The sequence below is a fragment of the Streptomyces sp. NPDC001744 genome (assembly GCF_042892575.1).
In the GTDB taxonomy this organism is placed as follows: Bacteria; Actinomycetota; Actinomycetes; order Streptomycetales; family Streptomycetaceae; genus Streptomyces.
Genome location: NZ_JBIAUG010000006.1, coordinates 145,438 through 171,311, shown reverse-complemented (window position 1 = coordinate 171,311; position 25,874 = coordinate 145,438). Strand labels below are relative to the sequence as shown.

Here is a 25,874-nt window from a genome sequence, read left to right as displayed (position 1 = left end):
TGCCGCGTCAGGCGCCGATGCTGTCCTTCTCGGCACCGTCGGCGTCGGCCACGCTCTCGGCCGCGTCCCGCTCCGCCTGCCGCTTGGAGGCGATCAGGCTGGTGATCGTGGTGATGACCAGAACACCGCAGATGACCGCGAGCGAGACCGGGATGGAGATCTCCGGGACGTGGACCCCGGACTCGTGCAGGGCGTGCAGCACCAGCTTGACGCCGATGAAGCCGAGGATCACCGACAGGCCGTAGCTGAGGTGGACCAGCTTCTTGAGCAGGCCGCCGATCAGGAAGTACAGCTGCCGCAGCCCCATGAGGGCGAAGGCGTTGGCGGTGAAGACGATGTACGGGTCCTGGGTGAGACCGAAGATCGCCGGGATGGAGTCGAGGGCGAAGAGGATGTCGGTGGTGCCGATGGCCAGCATGACCACCATCAGCGGGGTCAGCACCCGCTTGCCGTTGGCACGGATGAAGAGCTTGGTGCCGTGGTACCGGTCGGCGACGCCGAACTTCTTCTCCACGCTCTTGAGGAGGCGGTTCTCCTCGAACTCGTCCTCCTCCTCGTCGGAACGCGCCTCCTGGATGAGCTTCCAGGCGGTGTAGATCAGGAACGCGCCGAAGAGGTAGAAGACCCAGGAGAAGCTCGCGATGATCGCGGCGCCGGCCGCGATGAAGATCGCCCGGAGCACCAGGGCGATCAGCACGCCCACGAGCAGTACGCGCTGCTGGAGGTGCGAGGGGACCGAGAACTTCGCCATGATCAGGACGAAGACGAAGAGGTTGTCGACGCTGAGCGACTTCTCGGTGACGTAGCCGGCGAAGAACTCCCCGGCCGCCTGGCCGCTGCCGAAGAGCAGCAGCCCGAGGCCGAAGAGCGCGGCGAGCACGATCCAGACGACGGTCCAGACACCGGCTTCCTTGACCGACACGTCATGGGGCTTGCGCCCGATGAAGAAGTCGGCTCCGATCAGGGCACCCAGACCGAGAATGGTCAGGACCCACAGGGTCGTCGAAACGTCCATTGCGCCTCCGGCGTCGTACGGCTACTGATCAGCGTCGTCGCTGCCGGAGGTCTCTTCCACCCGGGCGGCGGACGGGCCGCCGGGCCGACGCCCCGGGATCGGATCGATGATGATCCGTCCGTATTGACGGGTACGCCGCGCTTGGGGAGTACTCCCCTCCGCACGAAGAACGGTACCCGAAAACCCAAGGAAAGGTAAAGGGGAGGGTAAAGGACCACCAAGACCGCAGGTCAGGGCCGCTTTCCATGACGGCCGGCCGCCACCTGGGCGAGGACCTGCCGGAGGATCCCGCTGCCCGGCGGGACGACCGGCGGCTCGTACGACCAGGCGTGCCCCACCCACGGGTCGGCGAGGTGGTCGTCGGGGACGGGCGTCAGCCTCAGCAGCGAGCGCCACAGCGGGTCGAGCAGCGGCCCGTACGCGGCCGCGTCCTCCCGGTCCGCCACGACCAGCAGATGGACGCCGACCGAGGGGCCCTCGTCGGCGAGGTACCGGAGCCGGGTGACCGCCCGGTCGTCGAAGCCGTGCGGGAAGTCGTGCACGACCAGCAGGTGCCGGGCCGTGTCCAGACCGGGCGGCAGCGCGTCGGGCATCCCGCCCCGCAGCGCCATCTGGAGCAGGTCGACCCGCTCGGTGAGCTGTTCCAGGACCGCCGAGACCCCGGCCGCGCCCCGGGCGGGCGGCGCGGCGAGGACGCCCGACTCCACGAGCGGCGCGAGCGACGCGGCGCCCGCCCCGGCGGCGTCGAGGACGTGGACGGCGAAGCCGCCCGCCGGGTGCGCCGCGAGCAGCCGGGCCGCGTGAGCGACCGCGCTGTCGAGGGCGAGCCGGCGCAGTTCGGCCTCGTCGAGGAGACCGGCCGCCTCGGAGTGGCCGCGGCCGCTGTCCACCCACAGTCCGCGTTCCAGCGGGAGCCGGACGAGCATGGGAATCCGCAGGTCGGTCCGCTCGGGCAGGTGGAGGTCGCCGAGACGGACGGCCATCGGTTCCCCGTCCGGAACGCGGTAGGCGTGCCAGGCGGGGCTGTCCCAGCGGGCGTAGGCGACCGGGAGGGCCGGTTCGACGACCTCGGCCTCGGCCGCGAGCTGGGCGAGGTCCCGGTCCAGGACCGCACGGGCCCGCTCCACGAGTTCGTCGTGCCGGGCGCGGGCGGCGGCCCGGGCGGCGTCGTTCGCGCTCCCGGTCCGGGAGCGGTAGTCGGAGAGCGTCCGGTCGAGCTCGCGGTCGAGCCGGGTCTCCGCGAAGTCACAGGCGCCGCGGTAGGCGGCGGCGGTACGGGCCAGGTCCTCGAACATCCCCCACACCTGGTTGTACAGGCGCTCGTCCATGGACCAGCCGGAGGCGTCCCCGGCGACCGGGACGGGCGGGGCCTGCGGCGGCGGCTCCGGCGCGGCGGCGGGCCGGCGGCGGGGGTGGGAGTAGTCGATGGGACCGCCGGCCGCCCGCGCGTCCGGGGCGGGGCCGGACGGGGCCGGAACGGGCGGGGCGGCCGGGGGCGCGGGGTCCGGGGCGGAGGAGGGCGCGGGCGGCGGGACGGCCTGGTCGGCCGGGAGCGTCGCGCGGAGCACCCGCTCCGGCTCCGGGGCACGTGGCCGCGGGGCGGTCGCCGAGGGGGCCGGAGCCGTGACGGCCGCCGCCAGGATCGTCGCGGCCGCGTCGGCGGGGCGCTCCAGGCCCTGGTCGCCGAGGAGGGCGGCGAGACCGCCCTCGTACCCCTGGCCCATGGCGCGGACCTTCCAGGCGTCCCGGCGGCGGTACAGCTCCAGGGCGACGACGGCGGTCTCGCTGGTGAGCCCGGTGACGGTGTAACCGGCGATCCCGGTGCCGTCGGGACCGTTCACGGCGACGGAGGGGGCGGCGACGGCTCCGAAGCGGTCCGCGCCGTGCCCGGTCAGCGCCAGGACGACCGAGACGCGGTGGACGGTCCCGGGGACCGCGTCCAGGGCGACGGCGATCCGGTGGGCGGCGGCGGCCGCCCCGGGGACGTCGACCCCGGGGAGCGAGGGCGCGCCAGGGTGGGCGATCCACTCCGCTCCGGGGATCCTGCCCTCCTCGTCGCCGAGGGTGGCCACGGCGAGGACCGGGTGACCGGCCGACACCAGGATCTCCAGTCGGGTGTCGGGCAGGGGGTGGTTCTGTCCCCGGACCAGCTCGGCCGTCATCGACTCTGTCCCCTCAGCGTTCTCCGGTGCGGAGTTTCCCGGCGTGGTTCAACGGATCGTTCGCGCCCGCCCCGGCCGCGGGCCGGGCGGGTCGTGCGGTTCCCGCGCGGTTCACGCGGGACAGCTCCCGGCGACCGCTGCCGCCGGGAGCTGTGGGTGCGGGGTGCGCGGGCCGTCTACAGGTGCGGCAGGATCGCCGGCATCAGGTCCTGGAAGGTGCGGCCGTTGGCCGGGTTGCCCAGGGCGGTCATCTGCCAGCCGGAGCCGGAGCGGTGCACCTTCGCCATGATCTGCGCGGTGTAGTTGCCGCCGCCGTCGAGGGTGTAGCGCGCGAGCTCCTGCCCGTTCGTCTCGTCGACGATCCGGCAGAAGGCGTTCTGCACCTCCTGGAACGTCTGGCCGGTGAAGGAGTTCACCGTGAAGACGATCTGGTCGATGTGGACCGGCACCCGCTCCAGGTCCACGAGGATCGCCTCGTCGTCGCCGCCCTGTCCGGCACCGCCCACCAGGTTGTCGCCGGTGTGCTTGACCGAGCCGTCGTCGCTGACCAGGTGCCGGAAGAAGACCACGTCGACCGGCTGCTTGTCGGCGAAGAGGACGGCCGAGGCGTCCAGGTCGATCTCACGGGTGCGCGAGCCGAACAGACCGCGACGCGGCGCCGCCTGCCAGCCGAGGCCCATCCGTACCTGGGTGAGGCTGCCCCCGCCCTTCTTCTCCAGGCTGATGGCCTGACCCTTGGTCATGTTCACGGTCACGCGCTTGCCCCTCTCGTTGCGTTCCCCCGCGTCCGCTGTCCGACGCGCGCGGTTGTTCAGCACCCTACGCAGGGTCACCGGCACCGCGGAGGGGCGGTCCGGTTTCGTGTCGGTCTTGCAACACACCGGGCCGCCCCTCCGGTCAGGCGAGTCCCGCCTCCTTCATCTGGCGCAGTTCCTTCTTCAGCTCCCCCACCTCGTCGCGGAGCCGGGCCGCCACCTCGAACTGCAGCTCGGCGGCGGCGGCGCGCATCCGGTCGGTCATCTCCTCGATGATCGCGGCCAGCTCGGTGGCGGGCCGGTCCCCCAGTTCGACCGTCGAGCCGGCCTTGCCCCTGCCCTTGGGGCCGTGCGCGGCGAGCGCCGGGACGGGGGCCTTGGCGCCCTTGCCCTCCTTGGCCTGGCGGTAGCCGGTGCCGAGCAGCTCCTCGGTGTCGACCTCCTCGCGCGCGATGGTCGCGACGATGTCGTTGATCTTCTTGCGGAGCGGCTGCGGGTCGATGCCGTGCTCCGTGTTGTACGCGATCTGCTTCTCGCGGCGCCGGTTGGTCTCGTCGATGGCCTGCTCCATCGCCGGGGTGATCCGGTCCGCGTACATGTGGACCTGGCCCGAGACGTTGCGGGCGGCACGGCCGATGGTCTGGATCAGGGAGGTCCCGGAGCGCAGGAAGCCCTGCTTGTCGGCGTCGAGGATGGCGACGAGGGACACCTCCGGGAGGTCCAGGCCCTCACGGAGGAGGTTGATGCCGACCAGGACGTCGTACTCGCCGGCGCGCAGCTCGCGCAGCAGCTCGATGCGGCGCAGGGTGTCGACGTCGCTGTGCAGGTAGCGCACCTGGATGCCGAGCTCCAGGAAGTAGTCCGTGAGGTCCTCGGCCATCTTCTTGGTGAGGGTGGTGACGAGGACCCGCTCGTCACGCTCGGTGCGCAGCCGGATCTCGTGGACCAGGTCGTCGATCTGGCCCTCGGTGGGCTTGACGACGACCTCCGGGTCGACCAGGCCGGTGGGGCGGATGATCTGCTCGACGAAGCCGTCGCCGCGCGAGAGTTCGTACGCCCCGGGGGTCGCGGAGAGGTAGACGGTCTGGCCGATCCGCTCCTGGAACTCCTCCCACTTCAGCGGACGGTTGTCGAGGGCGGACGGGAGCCGGAAGCCGTGGTCCACCAGGGTCCGCTTGCGGGAGGCGTCGCCCTCGTACATGGCGCCGATCTGCGGCACGGTGACGTGCGACTCGTCGATGACGAGCAGGAAGTCCTCGGGGAAGTAGTCGAGGAGGGTGTTGGGCGCGGAGCCCGGCTCGCGGCCGTCGAAGTGCATCGAGTAGTTCTCGATGCCGGAGCAGGAACCGATCTGGCGCATCATCTCGATGTCGTACGTGGTGCGCATGCGCAGGCGCTGGGACTCCAGGTGCTTGCCCTGCCTGTCCAGCTCGGCGAGGCGGCCCTCCAGCTCCCGTTCGATGTCGTTGACCGCCCGCTCCATGCGCTCGGGGCCGGCGACGTAGTGGCTGGCGGGGAAGACGTACAGGTGGTCGTCCTCGCTGATGACCTCGCCGGTGAGCGGGTGGAGGGTGGAGAGGGCCTCGATCTCGTCGCCGAACATCTCGATGCGGACGGCGAGCTCCTCGTACACCGGGAAGATCTCGATGGTGTCGCCCCGGACCCGGAAGGTGCCCCGGGTGAACGCCAGGTCGTTCCGGGTGTACTGGATGTCCACGAAGCGGCGGAGGAGCCGGTCCCGGTCGATCTCCTCGCCGACCTTGAGCGGGACCATCCGGTCCACGTACTCCTGGGGCGTGCCGAGGCCGTAGATGCACGAGACGGAGGCGACGACGATGACGTCCCTGCGGGTGAGCAGGGAGTTCGTCGCGGAGTGGCGGAGCCGCTCCACCTCCTCGTTGATGGAGGAGTCCTTCTCGATGTAGGTGTCCGACTGCGGGACGTACGCCTCGGGCTGGTAGTAGTCGTAGTACGAGACGAAGTACTCGACGGCGTTGTTCGGAAGGAGCTCGCGGAACTCGTTGGCCAGCTGGGCGGCCAGCGTCTTGTTCGGCGCCATCACCAGGGTGGGGCGCTGGAGCTTCTCGATCATCCAGGCGGTGGTCGCCGACTTGCCGGTGCCGGTGGCGCCGAGGAGCACGACGTCCTTCTCGCCCGCGCGGATGCGCCGCTCGAGGTCGGCGATGGCCGCCGGCTGGTCGCCGCTGGGCTGGTAGGAGCTGACGACCTCGAAGGGCGCCACCGTACGTTCGATCTTGGAAACGGGCCGCATGCAACCACCGTACGACCCGGCACCGACACTCGGGCGGTGATCGGCCTCCCGTCCGGCCTCCGGGCGCGCGTCACCAGTCCTGGGAGCGGTGTCCGGTCCGGGCCGCGGCCCTGCGCGCGGTGCGGACGGAAGCGCGGCGTCCGGGGCGTCGTCCCGGCGGTCCGGCCGTCCAGACGGCGGGGTCGCCGTAGTGGGTCGGCACGCGGCGCGGGGCGGGCACGCCGGGGCGGTGCACGGCCCGGTCCGGGAGCCGCCGCCCCTCGGGGCCGCCCGTCACGAGCAGCGGGTCGAACATGAGGACGACGGCGGCGAGGACCAGGAAGACCGCCGGGCCGATCAGCATCGGCAGGAGGGACGAGGGGGCGGCGGTCGCGGCGGCCCCGGTGCCGTGCAGGTGGACGGTGACGGCGGCCATGGCGGTGTAGTGCATGCCGGTGACGGCTCCGCCCATCACCAGGCTCGCGCCGAGCCCCGCCAGGAAGCCGTGCACGGAGACGGCCGCCCAGAGGGCCCCGGTGGCGGCCACCACGGCGATGACCACGGAGAGGGCAACGGTCGCCGTGTCGTACTCGACCCGGCCGGGGAGTCGCATTCCGGCCATGCCGAGGTAGTGCATGGTGGCGATGCCGAGGCCCGTGACGGTGCCGCCGGTGACCAGGGAGAGGACGGTCGCGCCCCGGCATCCGACGATGTGGAGGCCGATGCCGACCACGAGGACGGCGACGCCCAGGCTGGCGAAGGTGAGGGGGCGGTCGTAGCCGACCGGTGCCTGCCGGACCGAGAAGCCCGTCATGGCGATGAAGTGCATGGTCCAGATGCCGGTCCCCGTCGAGACGGCGCCGAGGACGAGCCAGCCCCTCCTGAAGGCGTCGTGGCGGCGGAGGGATCTGACCGTGCACCTCAGGCCGAGGGCGCCGCCCAGGCACGCCATGAGAAAGGCGGCCACCGGCGTGACGAGCCCGTAGCTGAATCCGTCGACCGTGCCCTGCATGAGCGTGTGCCCTCCACCCCTGGTGCGACGTCGTCCGAAAACAGTCGGTGTCGTCGGCTAGTACTACCGGGGCGTGATTATGGCGCGCCGGGGACGCGGCGGCCATGTGACCGGGGAATTTCCTTCGGCGGGACCGGAGCGGGACGGGCCCGCGGGCCTCCGTGACGGCCGGCCGCCCCCGGGGCGGCCCGGGGGCTCCTGTGGCGCGTCCTCGACCCCCGGGAGCCGCTCCGGACCGGGCCGACCGGGCCGACCGGGCCGACCGGGCCGACCGGGCCGACCGGGCCGACCGGGCCGACCGGGCCGACCGGGCCGACCGGGCCGACCGGGCTGACCGGGCCGAGCGGGCCGAGCGGGCCGACCGACTGTCGGAGGCGGGTCGTACCGTGGGCGCATGGACATCGAAGCGGTGCCGGGGGCGGTCCCGGCGGCGGGGCCGGCGGGCGGGGAGCGGGCCGTCCCGGTGGAGTGGACGGTCGTCGGAAGCCCCGTCGGGCCGCTCCTGCTCGCCGCGACCGGGCGGGGGCTCGTGCGGGTCGGGTTCCACGCCGACGCGGCACGGCGGGAACGGATGCTCGACCGGCTGGCGGAACGGTTCGGGGCGCGGCCGGTGGAGCGCGTCTCGGGGGCGCTCGCGGAGGCGGTGCGCCGGTTCGACCGGTACTTCGCGGGTGATCCGGCCGCGCTGGACCCGCCCCTGGACTGGAGCCTGACGTCCGGGTTCAACCGGCGGGTGCTGCGCGAGCTGGCGTCCGGCGTCCCGTACGGCACGGTCGTCGGGTACGGGGAGCTGGCGAGGCGCGTGGGGCAGCCGGGCGCGGCACAGGCGGTGGGGGCGGCGATGGGTTCCAACCCCCTGCCGGTGGTGGTGCCGTGCCACCGGGTGGTGGAGAGCGGCGGCGGGCTCGGCGGCTTCGGGGGCGGCCCGGAGGCCAAACGGCGACTGCTGGAGCTGGAGGGGGTGCTGCCGGCGCCGTTGTTCTGAGGGAGGGGCACGGGGGCCGGGGAGCAATGCCCGGGGGCGAAGGCGCGAGGTTCCCGGGCGAGGGGGGCGGGGGCGAAGGCACGGGGCTCCCGGGCGAGGAGGACCGGGGACGCGGAGTTCACGGGCGAGAGGGATCGGGGCGCCGGGGGGGGAGCCCCGCCGATCGGTCGGGGGCCGCGCGCGGGCGTTCCCTTCGGGTGGGACCGCTGGCACACTCTCGTCAGTGATCCAGACCCCCGACGCCCCTGACGCCTCCGCCGCCGTCCCGCCCGGCCGTACGTCCCTCCCCGTCCCCGCTCCCGTCACCGCCGCCGGACTGCCCGCGCTGCGCCGGCGCGTCCAAGCCGTGCTGATCGCCACCCAGATCCTCGGAGGCCTCGGCATCGCCATCGGGGTCGCGCTCGCCGCCGTCCTGGCCGCGGAGGTCGGCGGCACCGAAGCGCTGGCCGGTCTGGCGTCGACGGCGACGGTGACCGGCCCCGCGCTGCTCGCCATGCCGCTGGCGACCCTGATGGCCGCACGGGGACGCCGGGCGGGACTCGTCCTCGCGTACCTGCTGGGGGCGCTGGGCGCCGGGGTCGTGGTGCTCGGTGCGGTCACCGACAGCTTCGCCCTGCTGCTCACCGGGCTCGTGGGCTTCGGCGCGGGGTCCTCGGCCAACCTGGCGGCCCGGTTCGCCGCCGCCGACCTGGCCGAGCCGGACCGCCGGGCCCGGGCCATCTCCACGGTGGTGTGGGCGACCACCGTCGGGGCGGTGCTCGGCCCGAACATCGCCGCGCCCGCCGGGAGGAGCGTCGCGGGCCTGGGCGTGCCGGCCGCGGCGGGCCCCTTCGTCTGGGCCGCCGGCGTCTTCGTGGTCGCGGCGGCCGTGGTGGCCCTGGCGCTGCGGCCGGACCCGCTCCTCACCGCCCGCGCGCTGGCCGGCGCGGAGCCGGGAACGGAACCGGGCGAGGCGGCGGAGGGCCGTTCCCTGCGGGCCGGGATGCGGGCGGTGCGGGAGTCCCCGCGGGCCCGCCTCGCCCTGGTCACCGTCGCGGGCTCGCACACCGCCATGGTGTCGATCATGTCGATGACGCCGGTGGCGCTCACCCACCACGGCGCGGACATCCGGCTGATCGGACTCGTCATCAGCGGGCACATCGCGGGCATGTACGCCTTCTCGCCGCTGATGGGGTGGCTCTCCGACCGGCTGGGCCGACTGTCGGTGATCGGGCTCGCGGTCGGGCTCATCGGGACGGCGGCGCTGGTCGCGGGCACGGCGGGACCGAGCCACGGCCGGATCGCCCTGGGCCTCTTCGTCCTGGGCCTGGGCTGGTCGGCGGGGCTGGTGTCCGGCTCGGCGCTCCTCACGGACTCGGTCCCGCAGGCCGCGCGGGCCGCGGTCCAGGGGCTCTCCGACTTCGTCATGAACACGGCCGCCGCGGTGGGCGGTCTGGCGGCCGGCCTGATCGTCTCGCGGGCGGGCTACGGCCCGCTGAACGCGATCGCCGCGTGCCTGCTGCTGCCGATGGCCGCGCTGGCCCTGCGGGGGACCTTCCGGAAGGCATGAGACCACCGGCGGGCCGGAGCGGCGCGAAGGTCCGGGACCACCCGCGGGCCAGGGGCGACCGGCGGGTCCGGCAGACCGACGAGCCCGGCCCACCGGGGGCGGACCCGGCACCGGAAGCGGTCCGCCTCCCCCGTCAGCGCGGTGCCGCCGGGGACGAGGCTCCGCCGATCAGCTGCCGGGGAGCGCCCGTCCCGTCGGCCGGCACGGACCAGACCGCTCCCCCGTATCCGTACGCGAGGGTCCGCGGGTCCGTCCAGAGCGCCTGGTCGTCGATGCCCCGCCGCTCCGCGACGGCGTGCTCGCGGCCGGTGCGCAGGTCGTACACGTACAGCCGCCACGGGTCGTCCGGTCCGTCGGAGACCCGCTTCTTGAAGGCGATCCGGGTGCCGTCCGGGGAGAGCGAGGGGCACTCGACGTTCTCCCGCAGGGCCTTGGCCGACCAGCTCTTCATGTCCCCCTCGACGAGATGGGTGCGGCCGTTCGTCGAGACGGTGGCGTAGAAGCGGTTGTCGTCGGCGGCGAAGCTGACGCCCCAGTAGTTGACGTCGGGGGCGTGGTGGCGGCGCCCTCCGAGGGTGAGCGGGATCAGCTCCATGTTCTTCACCAGGTAGCCGGTGCGCAGGTCGAGGATCGAGGTGCGGGTGGAGAAGGACGAGCGGGCGTACGAGTCGCCGGTCGCGAACATCGTCCAGGAGAGCATGTTCCCCGAGGCGGAGACGCGGGCGCGGCTGGGGATGCCGGGCAGCGCGATGCGGCGGATCTCGCGCAGCTGCCGGTCGAGCACGATGACGTACGAGCGGGCCGGTACGCCCGGCCGGCGCTGGAGGCAGAGCGCGGTGGGTCCGGCCGCGTGGAAGCGGTCGCAGGACGGGCCGCCGACCACCCGGCCGCCGGCCGCGGAGGGTGCCACGCGCGCGACGCGCCCGCTCGCGGTGTCCCGGGCGTAGAGCGCTCCGGCGCCGCCGGTGAGGACGAAGCCGGGGTCGGCGGCCCCGGTGGCCCCGGTCCGGCCGGAGGCCGCCCGCAGCGTGTAGGCGGTGGCTCCGCCGCCGAGCAGGACGAGGGCGAGCACGATGATCCACACACGCGCGCGCGTGGACGGGCGGCCGTCGGTCGGGGCGCTCATGGGTCAGTCCTTCCGGGGGGACGTGGGGGCGGTGGCCGGGGAGCCGGGCAGCAGGCGGGCGGCACAGCACAGGGCGGCCGCGAGGGCGACGAGCGCCGCCACGAGCGCCGTCTCCTGTCCGCTCGCCGTCCAGACCGCGCCGAACGCGACGGCGGCGCCGACGCGGGCGAGGGCCTGCACGGTCTGGACGAGGGCGAGGCCGCCGGCCCGCCGGCCTTCGACGAGGAACGGCCCGGTGAGGGCCATCAGGACGCCGTCGGTGGCGGCGTAGAAGATCCCGAGCAGTCCGAGGACCCCGGCCAGGGCCACCGTGTCGGGCACGGGGGCCAGGAGCAGTCCGTAGGCCAGGAGCAGGGCCCCGTGGCCGTACAGGAGCGGTCCGCGGCGCCCGAAGCGGTCGGCGAGGCGTCCGGCCGGGACGGCGAGCAGCAGGTAGACGGCGGCGGCGCCGAGCGGCAGGAAGGGGAACCAGGTCGCGTCGAGGTCGAGGCGCTGCTGGAGCAGCAGGTAGAGGAAGGCGTCGCCGATGGTGGCGGCGCCGAGGAGGCCGGCGCAGAGCACGATCCGGCGGTACGCGGGCGAGCCGAGGGCGGCGAAGAACCCGCTCCGCGCGGGGGGCGCCGCCGGGACGGTGTCCCGCACGTCCCGCGCGCGCCGGGGACCCGGCACCCCCGCGGTCTCCGGGACGGCTCCGGACCCGGGTGCGCTCCGCCGGCCGGGGACGAGGAGCACCCACAGCAGGACGCCGAACGCCCCGACGCAGAAGCTGACGGCGAAGACCGCCTCGTACGCCTCGGCCGTCGCCCACAGCAGGGCGACGGCGACCAGGGGCCCCAGGAGGGCGCCGGCGGTGTCCATGGCGCGGTGCGTGCCGAAGGCGCGGCCCAGGTCCTCGGGTTCGCTGTTCAGGGTGATGAGCGCGTCCCGGGGGGCGGTGCGCACGCCCTTGCCGAGCCGGTCGGCGGTGATCGAGGTGGCGATCCACCCGGCCGCGCCGCCCGCGAGGAGGAGGCCGAGCCGGGAGCAGGCAGAGAGGGCGTAGCCGATTCCGGCGATCTGCTTGTGGCGGCCGCCGCGGTCGGCGGTGGCGCCGCCGAGGAGCCGCACGAGCGCGGTGGCCCCGGTGGACAGCCCGTCGAGCAGGCCGAACTGGAGGGGGGAGAGGCCGAGTCCGAGGATCAGGTAGAGCGGCAGGACGGCCGTCACCATCTCCGAGGAGACGTCGGTGACCAGGCTGACCGCGCCCAGGGCGATGACGGTGCCGGAGACGCGCCGCCGGGCCCCGGAGGGCCGGGACGGCGCGTCGCGGCGACCTGTGGTCGCGAGGTACATCAGTGGCAGGTGTAGGTCGGGCCGGAGTCCTTCACCTGGTTGTCGGTGCCGACGTACTGCCAGGTGTAGGTGGTGTCGGTGAGGTCCAGCTTCAGGACGCCGTACTGGCCGCTGATCCGCTTCTGGCTGTTCGGCTGGACGGTCTCGATGTCGTAGGGTTCGGCGCCGCCCATGCCGCCGACGATCTCGACGATGCCGTCCGCGGTGGCCTTCCCGTTGGGGTCCTGCGGGGCGAAGCGCTCGTAGTGGTGGTCGTGCCCGTTGAGCACCAGGTCGGCCTTGGCCCCGTAGAGGATCTGCCACACGGGCCTGGAGACGGGGTCGTTGCCGTGCCCGCCGGAGGAGTACAGCGGGTGGTGGAAGTAGGCGGCGACGCAGCCCTTGGTGTTCCGCGCGAGGTCGTCCTTGAGCCACTGGATCTGCGCGGCGTCGTCGAAGGAGTTGGAGTCGAGGGCGACGAAGTGCCAGTTGCCCTGGTCGTAGCTGTAGTAGGGCTTGCCCTGCGGGTAGGCGATGGCGCCGAAGTACGACTTGTAGCCGGCGAAGGCGCCGGCCGGGTCGTACGACTCGTGGTTGCCGGGCACGGGCCGGGTCTGGGCCTTGAAGGCGCCCCACGTCTTGTCGTAGTAGTTGCGGAAGTCCGAGAGCCGGGCGTCGTCGTACTGGCTGTCGCCCATGGTCAGGTAGAACGACGGCGCGATCCGCTGGGCGAGCGCGGCGGTCTTGGGGTGGGCGCAGGAGCTGCTGGAGGCCGTGCACTGGGCGGCGATGTCACCGGCCGCGACGACCGTGAAGGCCCCGGTGGGCGGGGTGGTGGTGCCGGTGGTGCCGTAGACCTCCACCGTGTAGAGGGAGTAGCCGTACGAGGTGCCGCGGGCGGTCCCGTAGACCCGGAGGTAGCGGCCGGTGCCGGTGAGACCGGTCCAGTCGTCCGTACCGCCGTTGCCCGCGGTCTCGTTGGCGAGGCGGGTCCAGGTGGTGCCGTCGGCGGAGATCTCGACGCGGTACGCCTTGGCGTAGGCGGCCTCCCAGACGAGTTTGACGCGGGAGACGGTGGCCGAGGGGCCGAGGTCGACCCGGATCCACTGGGGGTCGGATCCCTCGGCGCTGGCCCAGCGGGTGGTGGAGACGCCGTCGAACGCCTTCTCCGGGCCGAAGGTGCTGTCCTCGACGGAGGACGCGGTGGCCGGCCGGCCCTGGGAGATCACCGCGTCGGCGGCGGCTCCGGCCCGGTCGGGGAGGACGAGGAGGAGTCCGCCGACGAGCATCAGGACGGCGGTGAGGACGAAGGCGGACCGTTGTGTGGTGCGGCGGGGTGGTGCGGAGGCGTACAGGCGCATACCTGGGCTCCCTGACCTGAGGGGGTGGCGAGAGCTGGACACGGGTGCGGGGAGCACCACGGACGTGCCGCGTGCCACCGTCCGGTCGCCCGTGCCGTGTGCCACCGGCACGGACGACCGGCCGGGTGGCGGTGCGGAGTGCCACACGGCGGTGGTGCCCGGCGGCCGGGTCAGAGCTCTCGCTGAGCGCGTCACGCCCCGGGGGCGGGGCGCCGCGCCAGGCCGCCGACCGGGATGCTAGCGGACAGGAAGGTTTCCTACCAGACTTCTGGCGAGGTCCCGCCACGGCCCGCGGGCGGGCGGGGGCGGGTTTTCGGCCATGCTTCGCGGGCGGGCGGGACGACCTTTCGACGGGGTCCACGGACGGGTGGGACGGCCCCCCGGCCGGTGGCCCCGCGCGGCGGTCCCGCCCGGCCTCAGAGGCTGATGTGGTACGCCTTGCGCAGGGTCTCGTGGACGGTCCAGGTGGTCCGGTCGCCCTCGCGCAGCACACAGGCGTCACCGGGGCCGACCTCCAGGGTCCCGCCGCCCTCGACGGCGACGGTCGCGCGCCCGGAGACCACCACGAACAGTTCGTCGGCCTCGGTGTCGGTGACGACGCCGGGCGTGATCTGCCAGATGCCGCGGATCTGCTTCCCGTCCGCCGACTCCCACAGCACCTTGCCCGTCACCTCGGGCGTGCCGGAGACGATCCGGGCGGGGTCGAGCGGCTCCGCTTCGAGCTCCGCGTCGGGGATGTGCACGGCGAAGGAGGGCGGTTCGTGTGTCGTCATGGGCGGTGACTGTAGCGGGGGCCGGTGCGCCCTCCGGGGTCGGGACCGCATGGAAGTCATGGTTCCGGTTCGGCTACCACCAGGCACGATGCCGAACCCGGCGGGGACGACTGGATCCGCACCGCCGCACCGGCCGGACGCCCGGCAGGCGTCGCCGCAGCTCGCGGCGGCCCTCCGGCCGGCACCGGGCGGGCGCCGCGGCCGTTCCCGGCGGCCCTCCGGAGCGCTCCGTCACGGATTCCGCGGTCCGCGCCGGGAGCGTGGCAAGAGATCGCCGCCGAGGTTTGCGGGACCGTCGGCCGCGCCAAGGAAGGGAACATGTCCACACACGTGTCCGAAGAGGTACGGGAGGCGCTCCACGCGGGCCGTCCCGTCGTCGCGCTGGAATCGACGCTCGTCTCCCACGGCCTGCCGCGCCCGCGCAACCTCGCGGTGGCCCGTGAACTGGAGGAGCTGGTGCGGGGCGCGGGCGCCGTCCCCGCCACGATCGCGGTGGTGGACGGCACGGCCCGGGTGGGACTGGACGACGCCTCGCTGATACGGATCGCCGAGGACCCGGCGGTGCGGAAGCTGGGCCACCGCGACCTGGCCCCGGCCCTGGCGACGGGCGCGACCGGCGCCACGACGGTCTCGGCGACGGCCTGGCTCGCGGACGCGGCGGGCATCCGGGTGTTCGCGACCGGCGGCCTCGGCGGCGTGCACCGTGCGTGGGAGGAGACGCAGGACGAGTCCGCCGACCTGCGGCTGCTCGCCCGGGTCGGCACCACCGTCGTCTGCGCGGGCGTCAAGTCGATCCTCGACGTGCCCGCGACGCTCCAGCGCCTGGAGACGCTGGGGGTGACGGTCGTCGGGTACGGCACGGAGCACTTCCCCGGCTTCTACCTCTCCTCCTCGGGCGAGCCCGTCGACTGGACCCTGCGGACCCCGGAGGAGGTGGCGGGGGTGATGCGCGCCCAGGACCGCCTGGAGGGCCTCCGGACCGCGCTCGTCGTGGCCAACCCGGTTCCGGAGAGCGAGCAGTTGGACCCCGCGCTGCACGACCGGGTGCTCGCGGAGGGGCTGGCGGCGGCGAAGGAGAAGAGGATCACGGGCCAGGCGGTGACACCGTTCCTCCTCGCCCACCTGACGGAGCACACGGAGGGGGCGTCCCTGGAGGCCAACCTGGCGGCGATACGGGGAAACGTACGGCTCGCGGCGAGGATCGCGGCGGCGTACGGGGCGGAGTCGTGCGGGGCGGGGCCGTACGGGACGGGGCCGGGAAGTCCGGAGTCGTGCGGAGCGGGCTCAGGAGGCCGTGAGGAGTACGGGGCGGAGACACCCGGCGCCGGAGGCCCGGGCGGCGCGGGAGCGCGTGGCGCGGACCGCCGGTGACCCGCCCCGGGGGCGCGCTGCTGGTCGTCGGGGACGTGGTCACGGACGTCGTGGCCCGGCACCGGACCCCGCTCGCGCCCGCCACGGACACCGCGGCGGAGATCCGGACCCTTCCCGGCGGCGCCGGGGCCAACGCGGCGTGCTGGGCGGCGCGTTCCGGCCACGGCGAGGTGCGGCTGCTCGGCCGGGTGGGGACGGACGCGGCCGACTGGCACGCACGGGCGCTGCGGGCGGCGGGCGTACGGCCCCTGCTCGTCCCGGACGCGGAGGCGGCGACGGCCACCGTCGTCGCGCTCGTGGACGCCTCGGCCGAGCGCACCTTCCTCACCGACAGCGGTGCCGCGCTGCGCCTCTCCCCCGGCGACTGGTCCCCGGGGTTGCTCGACGGGGTGGCCCGACTGCACCTCTCGGGGTACCTGTTCTTCGCCGTGCCGAGCCGGGCGGCGGTGCTCCGGGCGCTGCGGGACGCGCGGGAGGCGGGAGTCCCGGTGAGCGTGGACCCGGCTTCGGCGGGGTTCCTCACGACGCTGGGGGCGGACCGGTTCCTGACGGCCGCGGAGGGCGCCGAGGTGCTGCTGCCCAACGCCGACGAGGCCCGGGTACTCACCGGACGCGCCGATCCGGAGCGCGCGGCGGCGGAGTTGAGCCGGCGCTTCCCGCTGGTCGTGGTCACCCTGGGGGCGGTGGGCGCGCTGGTCGCCGAGGGCGGGGCGGTCACCGCGCGGGTGGCGGCGCCGCCGGTGCGGCCGGTGGACTCGACGGGCGCGGGCGACGCGTTCACCGGCGCGTTCCTGGCGGCCCGGCTCGCGGGCGCGGGTCCGGTGGAGGCGGCGGAAGCCGGGTGCGGGGCGGGCGCGGAGGCGGTCACCGTCGTGGGCGGCAGGCCCCCGGTCCGGACGGCGGACGGCTGAACGCGCTCCCGGAGGCCTCGGACGGAAACCGGACCCCGGAGGTCTCGCCCCGGAAGCCCGCGGGCTCCGTCGCCCGTCACCCCTCGTCCTCCCGGCCGAGTCCCGTCCAGGCCGGATGGCGCGGGTCGTCGGCGCGTACGACGACGTCCGCCGTCTCCTCCGGACCGACCTCCGTCTCGTACCGGGCGAAGGCGGGCAGGGTCCAGGGCTCCTCGGCGCGCCGGGCGAGGGCGGCGGGCGAGAGCCGCAGGTGGACGGTGAGGTCGAAGGGGAACCAGTGACCGAGCAGGAAGGGGCCGTGCAGGACGAGGACCCCGCCGGGCGGCAGCGTGACGTACGGACTGCGGGTCGCCCGGTCCGTGACCGGGTCCCACAGGTCGGGCAGCACCCGGCCGGTGCCGCCGGGCTCCAGCGGGCCGAAGACCTCCCGCCACAGGGCCCCGGTGTCGGTCCACCCGCCGTAGTACGCGTCGGGGTCCCGTTTGCCGTACTCGTACCGGAGGGAGGCGGGCCGCAGGAAGCCGCCCGTGCCCACCAGGTGGACGGGGCGTCCGCGCGCCCGCAGCGCCTCGGCCAGCGCGGCGGCGAGTCCGGCGCCGGGAGCGGCGGGCGGCCCGTCGACGCCGACCTTGAGCCACTCGCCGCCGTCGCCGGGGACGCCCGCGTCGACGTGCCCGGCGAGCGCCTCCGCCAGCCGGTCCCAGGTGATCGCCTCGTACCGCATCCCCTCACTCTGCCCGTACACGCGGCGGACCGTCGTCACCGGGCCCACGCAGCGGCACGGCGAGCCGGTCCCCGAGGGCCCGCGCGGTGACGAGGGGCTCCGTCGCGTCGGTCCCCCGCCCGTCCGCGAGCGCCGCGCGCCCCGAGGCGACCGCCGCGGCGAGCGTCAGCTCCCCCGCCGCGAGCGCCCGGCACGTCGCCGCGTCGGTCCGCAGCCGGGCGTCCGGTGCTTCCGCCGCGCCGTCCCCGTACGCGACGGAACCGCCGGCCCCGACCCGTACGTGGAACTCCCCCTCGTCCAGGGTGACCTGCACCGTCCCCGGGCCCAGCTCCGCGAGGACACCGAGGAGCGGGACGGCGTACCAGTGGGCGCGTACGGCGTCGGTGGGTCCCGGCTCCCCCAGTGCGGGCGCTCCCCAGGCGGCGAGGGCGCGGAGCACGGGCAGCAGGTCCCGGCCGCGCGGGGTGAGTTCGTACACGGAGGCCGGGGCGGGCGGGGGCAGCCGGCGCCGGGTGACGAGCCCGGTGGCCTCCATGTCCTTGAGGCGGCCGGCCAGCACGTCCGTGCTGACGCCGGGCAGGTCGGCGTGGAGATCGGTGTACCGGCGCGGTCCGGCGAGGAGTTCGCGGACGACGAGCAGGGTCCAGCGGTCGCCGACGAGGTCGAGGGCGCGCGCGGCGGCGCAGTGCTGGTCGTAGCTGCGGCGGCGTGGCTGACGGGGCATGCGACGCAGTCTAGACAAGTTGTTGGACTTTCCAAGCTCGAACTTGGTAAAACCAAGCAACACTCATTCCGGGATCTGGGAGGTCGGACATGGAGTTCCGGCAGTCGAGCAAGCTGAACGGGGTCTGCTACGAGATCCGCGGCCCGGTCATCGAGCACGCCAACGCCCTGGAGGAGGCGGGCCACAGCGTCCTGCGCCTCAACACGGGCAACCCGGCGCTCTTCGGCTTCGAGGCGCCCGAGGAGATCGTCCAGGACATGATCCGGATGCTTCCCGGCGCCCACGGCTACACCGACTCCCGGGGCATCCTCTCCGCCCGCCGCGCGGTGGCCCAGCGCTACCAGGCCATGGGCCTGCCGGAGGTGGACGTGGACGACGTCTTCCTCGGCAACGGCGTCTCGGAGCTGGTCTCCATGGCCGTGCAGGCCCTCCTGGAGGACGGCGACGAGGTCCTGATCCCCGCCCCCGACTTCCCGCTCTGGACGGCCGCCACCACCCTCGCGGGCGGCAGGGCCGTGCACTACCTCTGCGACGAGTCGGCCGACTGGTACCCGGACCTGGACGACATGGCCTCGAAGATCACCGACCGCACCCGGGCCGTCGTCCTCATCAACCCCAACAACCCCACCGGCGCGGTCTACCCGAAGGAGATCGTCGAAGGCGTCCTCGACCTCGCCCGCCGCCACGGCCTGATGGTCCTCGCCGACGAGATCTACGACCGGATCGTCTACGACGACGCCGTCCACCACCCGGCCGCCTCCCTCGCCGACGACCTGGTCGTCCTCACCTTCGGCGGGCTCTCCAAGACCTACCGGGTGGCCGGTTTCCGCTCCGGCTGGCTGGTCGTCACGGGCCCGAAGCAGCACGCCAGGAACTACCTGGAGGGCCTCACCATGCTGGCCTCCATGCGGCTCTGCCCCAACGCCCCCGCCCAGTACGCCATCCAGGCCGCGCTCGGCGGCCGCCAGTCGATCGACGAACTGACCGCCCCGGGCGGCAGGCTGCGCGAACAGCGCGACCGCGCCTGGGAGAAGCTCAACGAGATCCCGGGCGTCTCCTGCGTGAAGCCGAAGGGGGCCCTGTACGCCTTCCCGCGCCTCGACCCGGCCGTGCACAGGATCCACGACGACGAGAAGTTCGTCCTCGACCTGCTGCTCCGGGAGAAGATCCAGGTGGTGCAGGGCACCGGCTTCAACTGGCCGCGCCCGGACCACTTCCGCATCCTGACCCTGCCGCACGCCGACGACCTGGACGCCGCGATCAGCCGCATCGGCCGCTTCCTGAGCGGGTACCGGCAGGAGCCCGCCGGACGGTGACGCCCGCCCGCCCCTGCTGTCATGATCGGGGGGTTCGGAGGCCGAGGGGAACGGGAGGGCGGCCGGTCATGGATGCGGCGCTGATAGCCGTGGCGGGAACCCTGCTGGGTGCCGTCTTCACGCACTGGTTCCAGGGACGGGCCGCCGAGCGCGCGGCCGTGCTCGCCCGGACCGAACAGCTCCGGCAGGAGAGGATCGTGACCTACAGCGCCTTCGCCGGCGCGGTGGTCGACTACCGGCACAGCCAGAACGACCGCTGGTTCAGCGCGTTCCGGGAACCCGGCTCGGAACGGGCGGAGGAGTCCCGCCACGCCTCCTACCGGCAGCGCACCGCCGCCCGGCAGGCCCTGTTCCGCGTCCAGCTGGTGTGCGACGACCCCGAGACGCGGCGGCTGGCCGAGGCGGCCTTCCAGGAGACCCACTGCATGCACGAGGCGGTGGACGAGGAGGAGCGCGTCCGGTACTCCGACCGGGCCAAGGAAGCACTCGCCCTGTTCGTCGCCGCCGCCGCTCCCGGCGTCCGCTGACGGGGGCCGACGTGGACCTCGTCGCGCCGGTCGTCGTGGAACCGCTCCGGCGGCGCCGCTGCTCGGAGTGTCACCGGGGGCCGCTGGAGCGGATGATCGTGGAGTTCGGCGCGCCGGTCTGCCTGGACTGCGCCGACCTCGGACACCTGGTCTTCCTGCCCCGGGGCGACACGGCCCTGACCCGGCGGGCCCGCGAGGGCAGCACACTCTGGGCCGTGGTGGTACGGCACAACCGGCGCCGTACGCGGTACGAGCGCCGGGGCCTCCTGGTCGAGGAGGCGGCGCTGGCCCGGGCCGAACGGGCCTGCCTGGCGGACGCGGAGGCACGGGCCGGGCGGCGGGCCCGGGACGCGGCGCGGCGCGCGGTCCTCGACGCCGGGGTCACCCAGGCCCTGCGGGCGGAGATCCTGCGGCTCTTCCCGTCGTGCCCGGCGGACCGGGCCGACGAGATCGCCGCCCACGCCTCGGCGAAGGGCAGCGGACGGGTGGGGCGCACCGCCGCCGGCCGCTCGCTCGACCGCGGCGCGGTGACCGCCGCCGTACGTGCCGCCGTACGGCACGTCGACACGCCGTACGACACCCTGCTGATGCAGGGGGTGCCCCGGCACCGGGCCCGGGCGAGGGTCGCTCCCGCCATCGAGGCGGTGCTCCGGTCCTGGCGCGGCGGCGAGGACGCGCGCGACTGACGGCCCGCCGCCGGCGCGCGTCGGTCCGGCCGCCGGGCCGCGGTCCCTCAGACCTGGTCCGCGGCGCGGCGCGCGCGACGGTACAGCAGGGCGCCGCCGAGGAGCAGGGCGACGCTCGCCGGGGCGGCGTAGCCGATGGCGTCCGAACCGGTGGTGGCCAGCGCTTCCCTCTCCGTCCCGCCCTGCGGCGCGGGGGCCGGGGCGGGCGTCACGGTCTGCGTCTGCGGGGCCGGGATGTTGCGCACGGGGGTCTGCGGGCGCGGCGTCGGCTTCTCGATCGGCTGCGCCGGCTTCGAGGGGCCGTTGACCGCGGTGTTGCCGAAGACCGGGTTGCCGACGCCGACCACGTTGACCGAGTTCCCGCTGACGTTCAGGGGGAGGTCGACGGGCAGCTGGAGGCCGTTCCCCGAGAGCACGCCCGGCGACCCCTGGGCGTGGCTCTCGGCGGTGGAGCCGCCGCCGTTGGAGGAACCGCCCCCGTGGGCGCCGCCGGCCTGCTCCCCGCCGCGCGGGGTGGCGGGCTCGTCCTTGTGGGAGTGGGGGTGGCCGTGGGAGCGGCCGTCCCCGTCCGAGCCGTGACCGGCGGGCCCGGAGGAGAGGTTGGCGCAGCCGTTGCCGAAGGCCGGGTTGAGCAGCCCGACGACGTCGACCGTGTTGCCGCAGACGTTGACCGGCACGTGCACCGGCAGCTGAAGCGTGTTGCCGGAACCGACGCCCGGCGAACCGATCGCGGCGCCCTGGGCGCCGGCGTCGGCGTGCGCGGCGCCCGCCGAGAGGGCGAGCGCTCCGCCCGTGACCAACAGTGTGGCCAGACCACTTCGGCGAATCTGCCTCATGGCTTCCTGCCTTCCGGAGGTGTGCACGGGCAAGTGCCCGTACCCGAATCAACGCGGCACACGTACCTGCCGGATTCGACCGCCGGAGGGTTTCACTCCAACGAGTGCGGAGCGTTCGAGTGTGGACTTCAGTGCCCCAGGAGAGCGGAAAGGGCTCCGACCGGGTCGGGATCGGGGTCGCCGCGCGGCCACCAGTCCTCGCGGCCGGGATCCGACTCGTATCCGTACCAGAGGCCGTCCCGGCCGAGCCGGAGCTGGAGCGACCGGTCGGAGAGGCGGTTCCGCCAGGGCCGGAGGGCGGGGAATCCGGAGGCGAGCAGCGCGGGCCGCGCCCGGTCGAACGGTCCCGCCGGCGGGTCCCACGGCTCCTCCAGGACCGCGAGGCCCTCGGCTCCGCCCTGCCGCCAGGCCGCGACGGCGCGGGCGAGGTCCGTGGGGGTGCGGTCGAGCGCGTGGGCCAGGTCGCGGTAGAGCGCGCGGGTGGCGGCGGTGAGGCCGGAACCGGGGTGCGCGGCGGCCAGGCGGACCGCGTCCTGCCAGGGGGTGAGCGCGGCGACCGGATCGACCCCGGTGGTGAGGAACGCGTGGGCGCGGGCGGCCGCCTCGGTGGCGAGGAGGTCGAGCGCGAGCGGGTCGGGAGCGGCGGGGTCGGGCGGGAAGACGGCCGGACGGCCGGGCCGAGCCGGGGGCGGCAGGGGGGCGGGCAGGGGCGGGAGCGCCGCCCCCGCGGCCGCGTCGAGCGCGGCACGGGCGGGAACGGTGGGCATCGGCGGGGCGGCGGCACTCGTCTCGGCGGCGGAACGGACCGCGTTGCGCCGGGTGAGCCCGGCGAGGAGTTCCTGCTCGCCCCGGCCGCGCATCAGGAAGAGGACGAACGGGTCCTCGTCGAGGAGCCGCGCGGCCTGGTAGCAGAGGGCCGCGGCGTGCTTGCAGGGGTAGCCGTCGTCCGGGCAGGAGCAGTCGGGAACCAGGTCGCCGGGCGCGGGCAGCAGTCCGGTGACGGCCTCCAGGGCGTGCGGCACGTCCTTGTCGAGGAGGGCGGCGATGTGGTCGGGGCGCGCGGCGGCCTCGTCGAGGAACCGCTCCCAGCCGTCGTCACCGAGGGTCCGCATCCTGATCTCGGTGCGGTACGGGCGGGGCCGGGTGCCGTGCACGGAGGCGACGACCCGGCCGGGGGTGACCGTGATCGCGTCGACGTGGCCGCGCCTCGCGTACGCCTTGCCGCGCGCCAGACGGGCCGGATCGAGGGCGGTGTCCTCCAGGGCGTCGACCCAGGCGTTCCCCCACCAGGTGGAGGCGAACCGGCCGTCGGGGGCCTCCCGGGGCGCGACCTGCGGGAAGGAACGGCGGCGGTCGTCGTGGCGGGGGACGGCCCCGCGCGCGGTCCGGGCGCGGTTCACGAGGGCCTCCTCAGGGACACCAGGTCGGCGAGCTCCCGGTCGGTGAGTTCGGTGAGGGCGGCCTCGCCGGAGCCGAGGACCGCGTCGGCCAGGGCCCGCTTCGCGCGGAGCATCTCGGCGATGCGGTCCTCGACCGTGCCCTCGGCGACGAGCCGGTGGACCTGCACCGGCCGGGTCTGTCCGATGCGGTAGGCCCGGTCGGTGGCCTGCTCCTCGACGGCCGGGTTCCACCAGCGGTCGTAGTGGACGACGTGGCCGGCCCGGGTGAGGTTGAGACCGGTGCCCGCCGCCTTGAGGGAGAGCAGGAAGACGGGGACCTCACCGGCCTGGAAGCGGTCGACCATCCGTTCCCGCTCGGCCACGGGGGTGCCGCCGTGGAGGAGCTGGGCCGGTGTGCCGCGCGCCGCCAGGTGCTCGGCGAGGAGCCGCGCCATCGACACGTACTGGGTGAAGACGAGCACGGATCCGTCCTCGGCGAGGATCGTGTCGAGGAGTTCGTCGAGCAGGGTGAGCTTCCCGGAACGGCCCGTCAGCCGGGTGGCGCCGCGCGGGGCCTGTTCCCTGAGGTACTGGGCGGGGTGGTTGCAGATCTGCTTGAGGGAGGTCAGCAGCTTCATGACGAGGCCCCGGCGGGCCATCCCCTCGGCCTCCTCGATCCGCGCCATGGTCTCGCGGACGACCGCCTCGTAGAGGGACGCCTGCTCCCGGGTGAGGGGGACGGGGTGGTCGGACTCCGTCTTGGGCGGCAGTTCGGGGACGATGCCGGGATCGGACTTGCGGCGACGCAGCAGGAAGGGGCGCACGAGCCGGGCGAGCCGTTCCACGGCCTCGTCGTGCTCGATCTCGTCGTGGTTCTCCACGGCCCGGGCGTGCCGGGAGCGGAATGCCTTGAGCGGGCCGAGGAGCCCGGGGGTGGTCCAGTCGAGGAGCGCCCAGAGTTCGGAGAGGTTGTTCTCCACGGGGGTGCCGGTCAGCGCGACCCTGGCGGGCGCGGAGATCTCGCGCAGGGCCCTGGCGGTCGCGGAGAACGGGTTCTTGACGTGCTGCGCCTCGTCGGCGACGACCATCCCCCACTCGTGTCCGGCCAACCGGGCGGCGCTGGTGCGCAGGGTGCCGTAGGTGGTGAGGACGAAGCCGCCCCCGGCGCCGTCCAGCTCCCGGTCGGCCCCGTGGAAGCGCCGTACGGGCACGCCGGGGGCGAACTTCTCCACCTCCCGCTGCCAGTTGCCGAGCAGGGACGCCGGACAGACCACGAGGGTGGGGGCGCGGCGCGCGCGGCGCAGGTGGAGGGCGATGAGGGTGACGGTCTTGCCCAGGCCCATGTCGTCGGCGAGGCAGCCGCCGAGGCCGAGCGAGGTCATCAGGTCCAGCCAGGCGAGGCCCCGGAGCTGGTAGTCGCGCAGGGTGGCGGTGAGGCCGGGCGGGGCCTGCGCCTCCTCCGGACCGGCCAGGAGCCGGTCGCGGAGCGCGGCGAGCGCTCCGACGGGGACGGCCGGGACGGTCTCGCCGTCCACCTCGACGGTGCCGGTGAGGGCGGCGCCGAGGGCGTCGACCGGTTCGAGCAGGCCCAGCTCCCGTTTGCGGGCCTTGCGGACCAGGTCGGGATCGACGACGACCCACTGGTCGCGGAGGCGCACGACCGGCCGGTGGGCCTCCGCCAGGAGGTCCATCTCCCCCTCGGTGAGCGGGTCGCCGTCGAGGGCCAGCTGCCAGTTGAACCGCAGCAGTTCCTCGCTGTCGAAGAAGGAGGTGCCGTCGGTCGCGGAGCCCGGCGCGGGGCGGACGACGGCCGAGGCGCTGAGCGAGCGGGCCAGCTCGCGCGGCCAGTGGACGACGACCCCGGCGTCGGCGAGCCGGGCGGCGGCGGGTCCGAGGAGCTCGTACAGCTCGTCCTCGGTGACGGCGAGGACGTCGGGCACGTCCCGCTCCAGGAGCCGGGCCAGCGGGGGCCAGACGCGCGCGGCCCGGCGCAGGGCGAGGACGGCGTCGACCCGGGCCCGGGGCCCGAGGTGCTCGCCCTCCCCCGCCCAGAGGGCCGCGGCGTCGATGACGAGGGTGGGGTCGGCGAGGCTGTGGACCTGGAGGAGCGCGGCGGCGGCGTGGCGCTCGCCGGCGTTCGCCCCGGCGGTGCCTGCGGGGGTGCCCGCGGCCTCCGTGGCGTCTGCGGTGTCCCCGGCGCCTGTGCTGCTTTTACTGCTTGTGCCGCTTGTGCCGCTTGTGCCGTCTGTGGTGGCTGTGCTGTCTGTGCTGTCTGTGCTGTCGAAAAGTTCGTATGCCGACAGGTCGAGGCGGAGCGAGACGCGGACCCCGGCGTCCATTCCGGCCGCGGCCTCGGCGGCCCAGGCACGCGCGCGGGGCAGATGCTGCGGGGCACGGGCCGCGAACGGTGCCCCGACCGCGTGGGCGGCGGCCGGGGTGCGGGGCAGGACGTCGGCGACGGCGTCGAGGAAGGCCCGGACGAGGGCTTCGGGATCGGGCAGCCTCAGCGGCCCCCGGCCGGGCACCGGCACGGCGTAGGCCTCGGCCGGCAGGGCGGCGGCGACGGCCCGCAGGTGGGCGATGTCGTCGGCGTCCAGGGGCCCGGCCCGCCAGGCGTCCAGGTCGTCGGCGGTCAGTCCCGGCAGCAGCCGGCCCCGGGCGGTCAGGTGCAGGGCGTGCAGGGCGGCGGCGCCCCAGCCGGCGGTGGCCGGATGGGCGGCCGGGTGGTGGCGGGCCGCGACGAGATGGGGCAGGGCGGCCTCGATGGAGAGGGTGACGGCGGGGACCTCACGGCCCCGGGCGCCGCCGCCGTGCCGCCGGGCGACGGTCAGCCCGACGCGCTCCGCGCCGGTCGTCGTCGCCGGGTCGGGCAGCGCTCCGCCGTCGGGCGCCCAGAAGGCGATCCGGCCCTCGCGGGGAAGGGCGGCCGGCAGGAAGACGGCGGCGCCGGTGATCCAGGTGTGCGTCACGGCCGTCCCCCTTCCCGTTTCCGTCGCGCGACGGATCTCCGACTGGAACTCCGACTTTACGGGGGAGGTCTGACAACCGGCCGCCGAGCGGTTCCCCCGGGCGGCCCAGCAGCGGATGACACGGGGTCCGC

The 25,874-nt window shown here is 74.8% G+C and carries 20 protein-coding genes and 1 pseudogene; 7 read left to right on the top strand and 14 right to left on the bottom strand.

The genetic code is table 11. From position 1 onward, the window contains the following. Window positions 1-7: 7 nt before the first annotated feature. The 5 genes from ACFYZY_RS10095 to ACFYZY_RS10075 all read right to left on the bottom strand — a co-directional run bounded on the left by ACFYZY_RS10095 (window position 8) and on the right by ACFYZY_RS10075 (window position 7,195). Window positions 8-1,015 (bottom strand): TerC/Alx family metal homeostasis membrane protein, encoded by a 1,008-nt coding sequence (locus ACFYZY_RS10095; protein WP_388691709.1) that lies wholly within the window; start codon window positions 1,013-1,015, stop codon window positions 8-10. A 230-nt stretch (window positions 1,016-1,245) separates the two neighbouring features. Further along, window positions 1,246-3,177, bottom strand: coding sequence for a TerD family protein (locus ACFYZY_RS10090; protein ID WP_388691706.1), 1,932 nt, complete (start codon window positions 3,175-3,177; stop codon window positions 1,246-1,248). A 176-nt stretch (window positions 3,178-3,353) separates the two neighbouring features. Further along, on the bottom strand, window positions 3,354-3,932 hold the full coding sequence (locus ACFYZY_RS10085) for a TerD family protein (RefSeq protein WP_388691703.1): 579 nt from the start codon (window positions 3,930-3,932) through the stop codon (window positions 3,354-3,356). 142 nt (window positions 3,933-4,074) lie between these two features. Continuing rightward, window positions 4,075-6,204 (bottom strand): excinuclease ABC subunit UvrB, encoded by a 2,130-nt coding sequence (gene uvrB / locus ACFYZY_RS10080; RefSeq protein WP_388691701.1) that lies wholly within the window; start codon window positions 6,202-6,204, stop codon window positions 4,075-4,077. Window positions 6,205-6,274: 70 nt separating this feature from the next. Further along, window positions 6,275-7,195 carry an MHYT domain-containing protein gene (locus ACFYZY_RS10075; protein ID WP_388691699.1) on the bottom strand — a complete coding sequence of 307 codons (921 nt, stop codon included), beginning with the start codon at window positions 7,193-7,195 and terminating at the stop codon, window positions 6,275-6,277. A gap of 394 nt (window positions 7,196-7,589) precedes the next feature. On the opposite strand from ACFYZY_RS10075, the gene ACFYZY_RS10070 reads away from it, so the two are divergent. Together ACFYZY_RS10070 and ACFYZY_RS10065 are read left to right on the top strand one after the other, a co-directional pair. Then, complete coding sequence (locus ACFYZY_RS10070; protein WP_388691698.1) at window positions 7,590-8,180, top strand: methylated-DNA--[protein]-cysteine S-methyltransferase; 591 nt, start codon at window positions 7,590-7,592, stop codon at window positions 8,178-8,180. A gap of 223 nt (window positions 8,181-8,403) precedes the next feature. Beyond that, window positions 8,404-9,729 carry an MFS transporter gene (locus tag ACFYZY_RS10065; RefSeq protein WP_388691695.1) on the top strand — a complete coding sequence of 442 codons (1,326 nt, stop codon included), beginning with the start codon at window positions 8,404-8,406 and terminating at the stop codon, window positions 9,727-9,729. A 133-nt stretch (window positions 9,730-9,862) separates the two neighbouring features. On the opposite strand, the gene ACFYZY_RS10060 is transcribed toward ACFYZY_RS10065, so the two are convergent. From ACFYZY_RS10060 to ACFYZY_RS10045, 4 genes are all read right to left on the bottom strand, one after another. Next, window positions 9,863-10,855: a hypothetical protein gene (locus ACFYZY_RS10060; RefSeq protein WP_388691692.1), complete on the bottom strand. Its 993-nt coding sequence runs from the start codon at window positions 10,853-10,855 to the stop codon at window positions 9,863-9,865. A 3-nt stretch (window positions 10,856-10,858) separates the two neighbouring features. Further along, window positions 10,859-12,187 carry an MFS transporter gene (locus tag ACFYZY_RS10055; protein WP_388691689.1) on the bottom strand — a complete coding sequence of 443 codons (1,329 nt, stop codon included), beginning with the start codon at window positions 12,185-12,187 and terminating at the stop codon, window positions 10,859-10,861. Continuing rightward, window positions 12,187-13,527, bottom strand: coding sequence for a discoidin domain-containing protein (locus ACFYZY_RS10050; RefSeq protein WP_388691687.1), 1,341 nt, complete (start codon window positions 13,525-13,527; stop codon window positions 12,187-12,189). Before ACFYZY_RS10050 ends, ACFYZY_RS10055 begins: the two co-directional genes overlap by 1 nt. Window positions 13,528-13,943: 416 nt before the next feature. Then, window positions 13,944-14,300, bottom strand: coding sequence for a cupin domain-containing protein (locus ACFYZY_RS10045; protein ID WP_388691686.1), 357 nt, complete (start codon window positions 14,298-14,300; stop codon window positions 13,944-13,946). Window positions 14,301-14,618: 318 nt separating this feature from the next. Between ACFYZY_RS10045 and ACFYZY_RS10040 the strand changes: the two are divergent. After that, window positions 14,619-15,515, top strand: a pseudogene (locus tag ACFYZY_RS10040) (pseudouridine-5'-phosphate glycosidase); the annotation flags it as partial. A gap of 152 nt (window positions 15,516-15,667) precedes the next feature. Beyond that, entirely contained in the window at window positions 15,668-16,582 is a 915-nt protein-coding gene (locus ACFYZY_RS10035; RefSeq protein ID WP_388691684.1) for a carbohydrate kinase family protein, read from the top strand. 76 nt (window positions 16,583-16,658) lie between these two features. On the opposite strand, the gene ACFYZY_RS10030 is transcribed toward ACFYZY_RS10035, so the two are convergent. Both ACFYZY_RS10030 and ACFYZY_RS10025 read right to left on the bottom strand, forming a co-directional pair. Then, the gene (locus ACFYZY_RS10030) at window positions 16,659-17,306 is read right to left on the bottom strand and encodes a uridine kinase (protein ID WP_388691956.1); all 648 of its coding nucleotides are present in this window, start codon (window positions 17,304-17,306) and stop codon (window positions 16,659-16,661) included. Window positions 17,307-17,310: 4 nt separating this feature from the next. Then, window positions 17,311-18,030, bottom strand: coding sequence for a winged helix-turn-helix transcriptional regulator (locus ACFYZY_RS10025; RefSeq protein ID WP_388691683.1), 720 nt, complete (start codon window positions 18,028-18,030; stop codon window positions 17,311-17,313). An 89-nt stretch (window positions 18,031-18,119) separates the two neighbouring features. Here ACFYZY_RS10025 and ACFYZY_RS10020 point away from each other — a divergent pair, with 89 nt between their 5' ends. The 3 genes from ACFYZY_RS10020 (at window position 18,120) to ACFYZY_RS10010 (ending at window position 20,559) form a co-directional block, all read left to right on the top strand. Next, the gene (locus ACFYZY_RS10020; protein WP_388691681.1) at window positions 18,120-19,346 is read left to right on the top strand and encodes a pyridoxal phosphate-dependent aminotransferase; all 1,227 of its coding nucleotides are present in this window, start codon (window positions 18,120-18,122) and stop codon (window positions 19,344-19,346) included. Between the two features lie 68 nt (window positions 19,347-19,414). Continuing rightward, window positions 19,415-19,873, top strand: a complete 459-nt coding sequence (locus tag ACFYZY_RS10015; RefSeq protein ID WP_388691678.1) for a hypothetical protein — start codon at window positions 19,415-19,417, stop codon at window positions 19,871-19,873. 11 nt (window positions 19,874-19,884) lie between these two features. Then, a complete protein-coding gene (locus ACFYZY_RS10010) occupies window positions 19,885-20,559 on the top strand; it encodes a DUF2293 domain-containing protein (protein ID WP_388691675.1) in 675 nt (224 codons plus the stop codon). A gap of 47 nt (window positions 20,560-20,606) precedes the next feature. Here the strand turns inward: ACFYZY_RS10010 and ACFYZY_RS10005 are convergent, their stop codons facing one another. The 3 genes from ACFYZY_RS10005 to ACFYZY_RS09995 form a co-directional block, all read right to left on the bottom strand. Continuing rightward, window positions 20,607-21,395, bottom strand: a complete 789-nt coding sequence (locus ACFYZY_RS10005) for a chaplin (protein WP_388691673.1) — start codon at window positions 21,393-21,395, stop codon at window positions 20,607-20,609. Between the two features lie 128 nt (window positions 21,396-21,523). After that, window positions 21,524-22,795, bottom strand: coding sequence for an SWIM zinc finger family protein (locus ACFYZY_RS10000; protein WP_388691671.1), 1,272 nt, complete (start codon window positions 22,793-22,795; stop codon window positions 21,524-21,526). Further along, window positions 22,792-25,743, bottom strand: a complete 2,952-nt coding sequence (locus ACFYZY_RS09995; protein WP_388691669.1) for an SNF2-related protein — start codon at window positions 25,741-25,743, stop codon at window positions 22,792-22,794. Before ACFYZY_RS09995 ends, ACFYZY_RS10000 begins: the two co-directional genes overlap by 4 nt. Window positions 25,744-25,874: the final 131 nt, after the last annotated feature.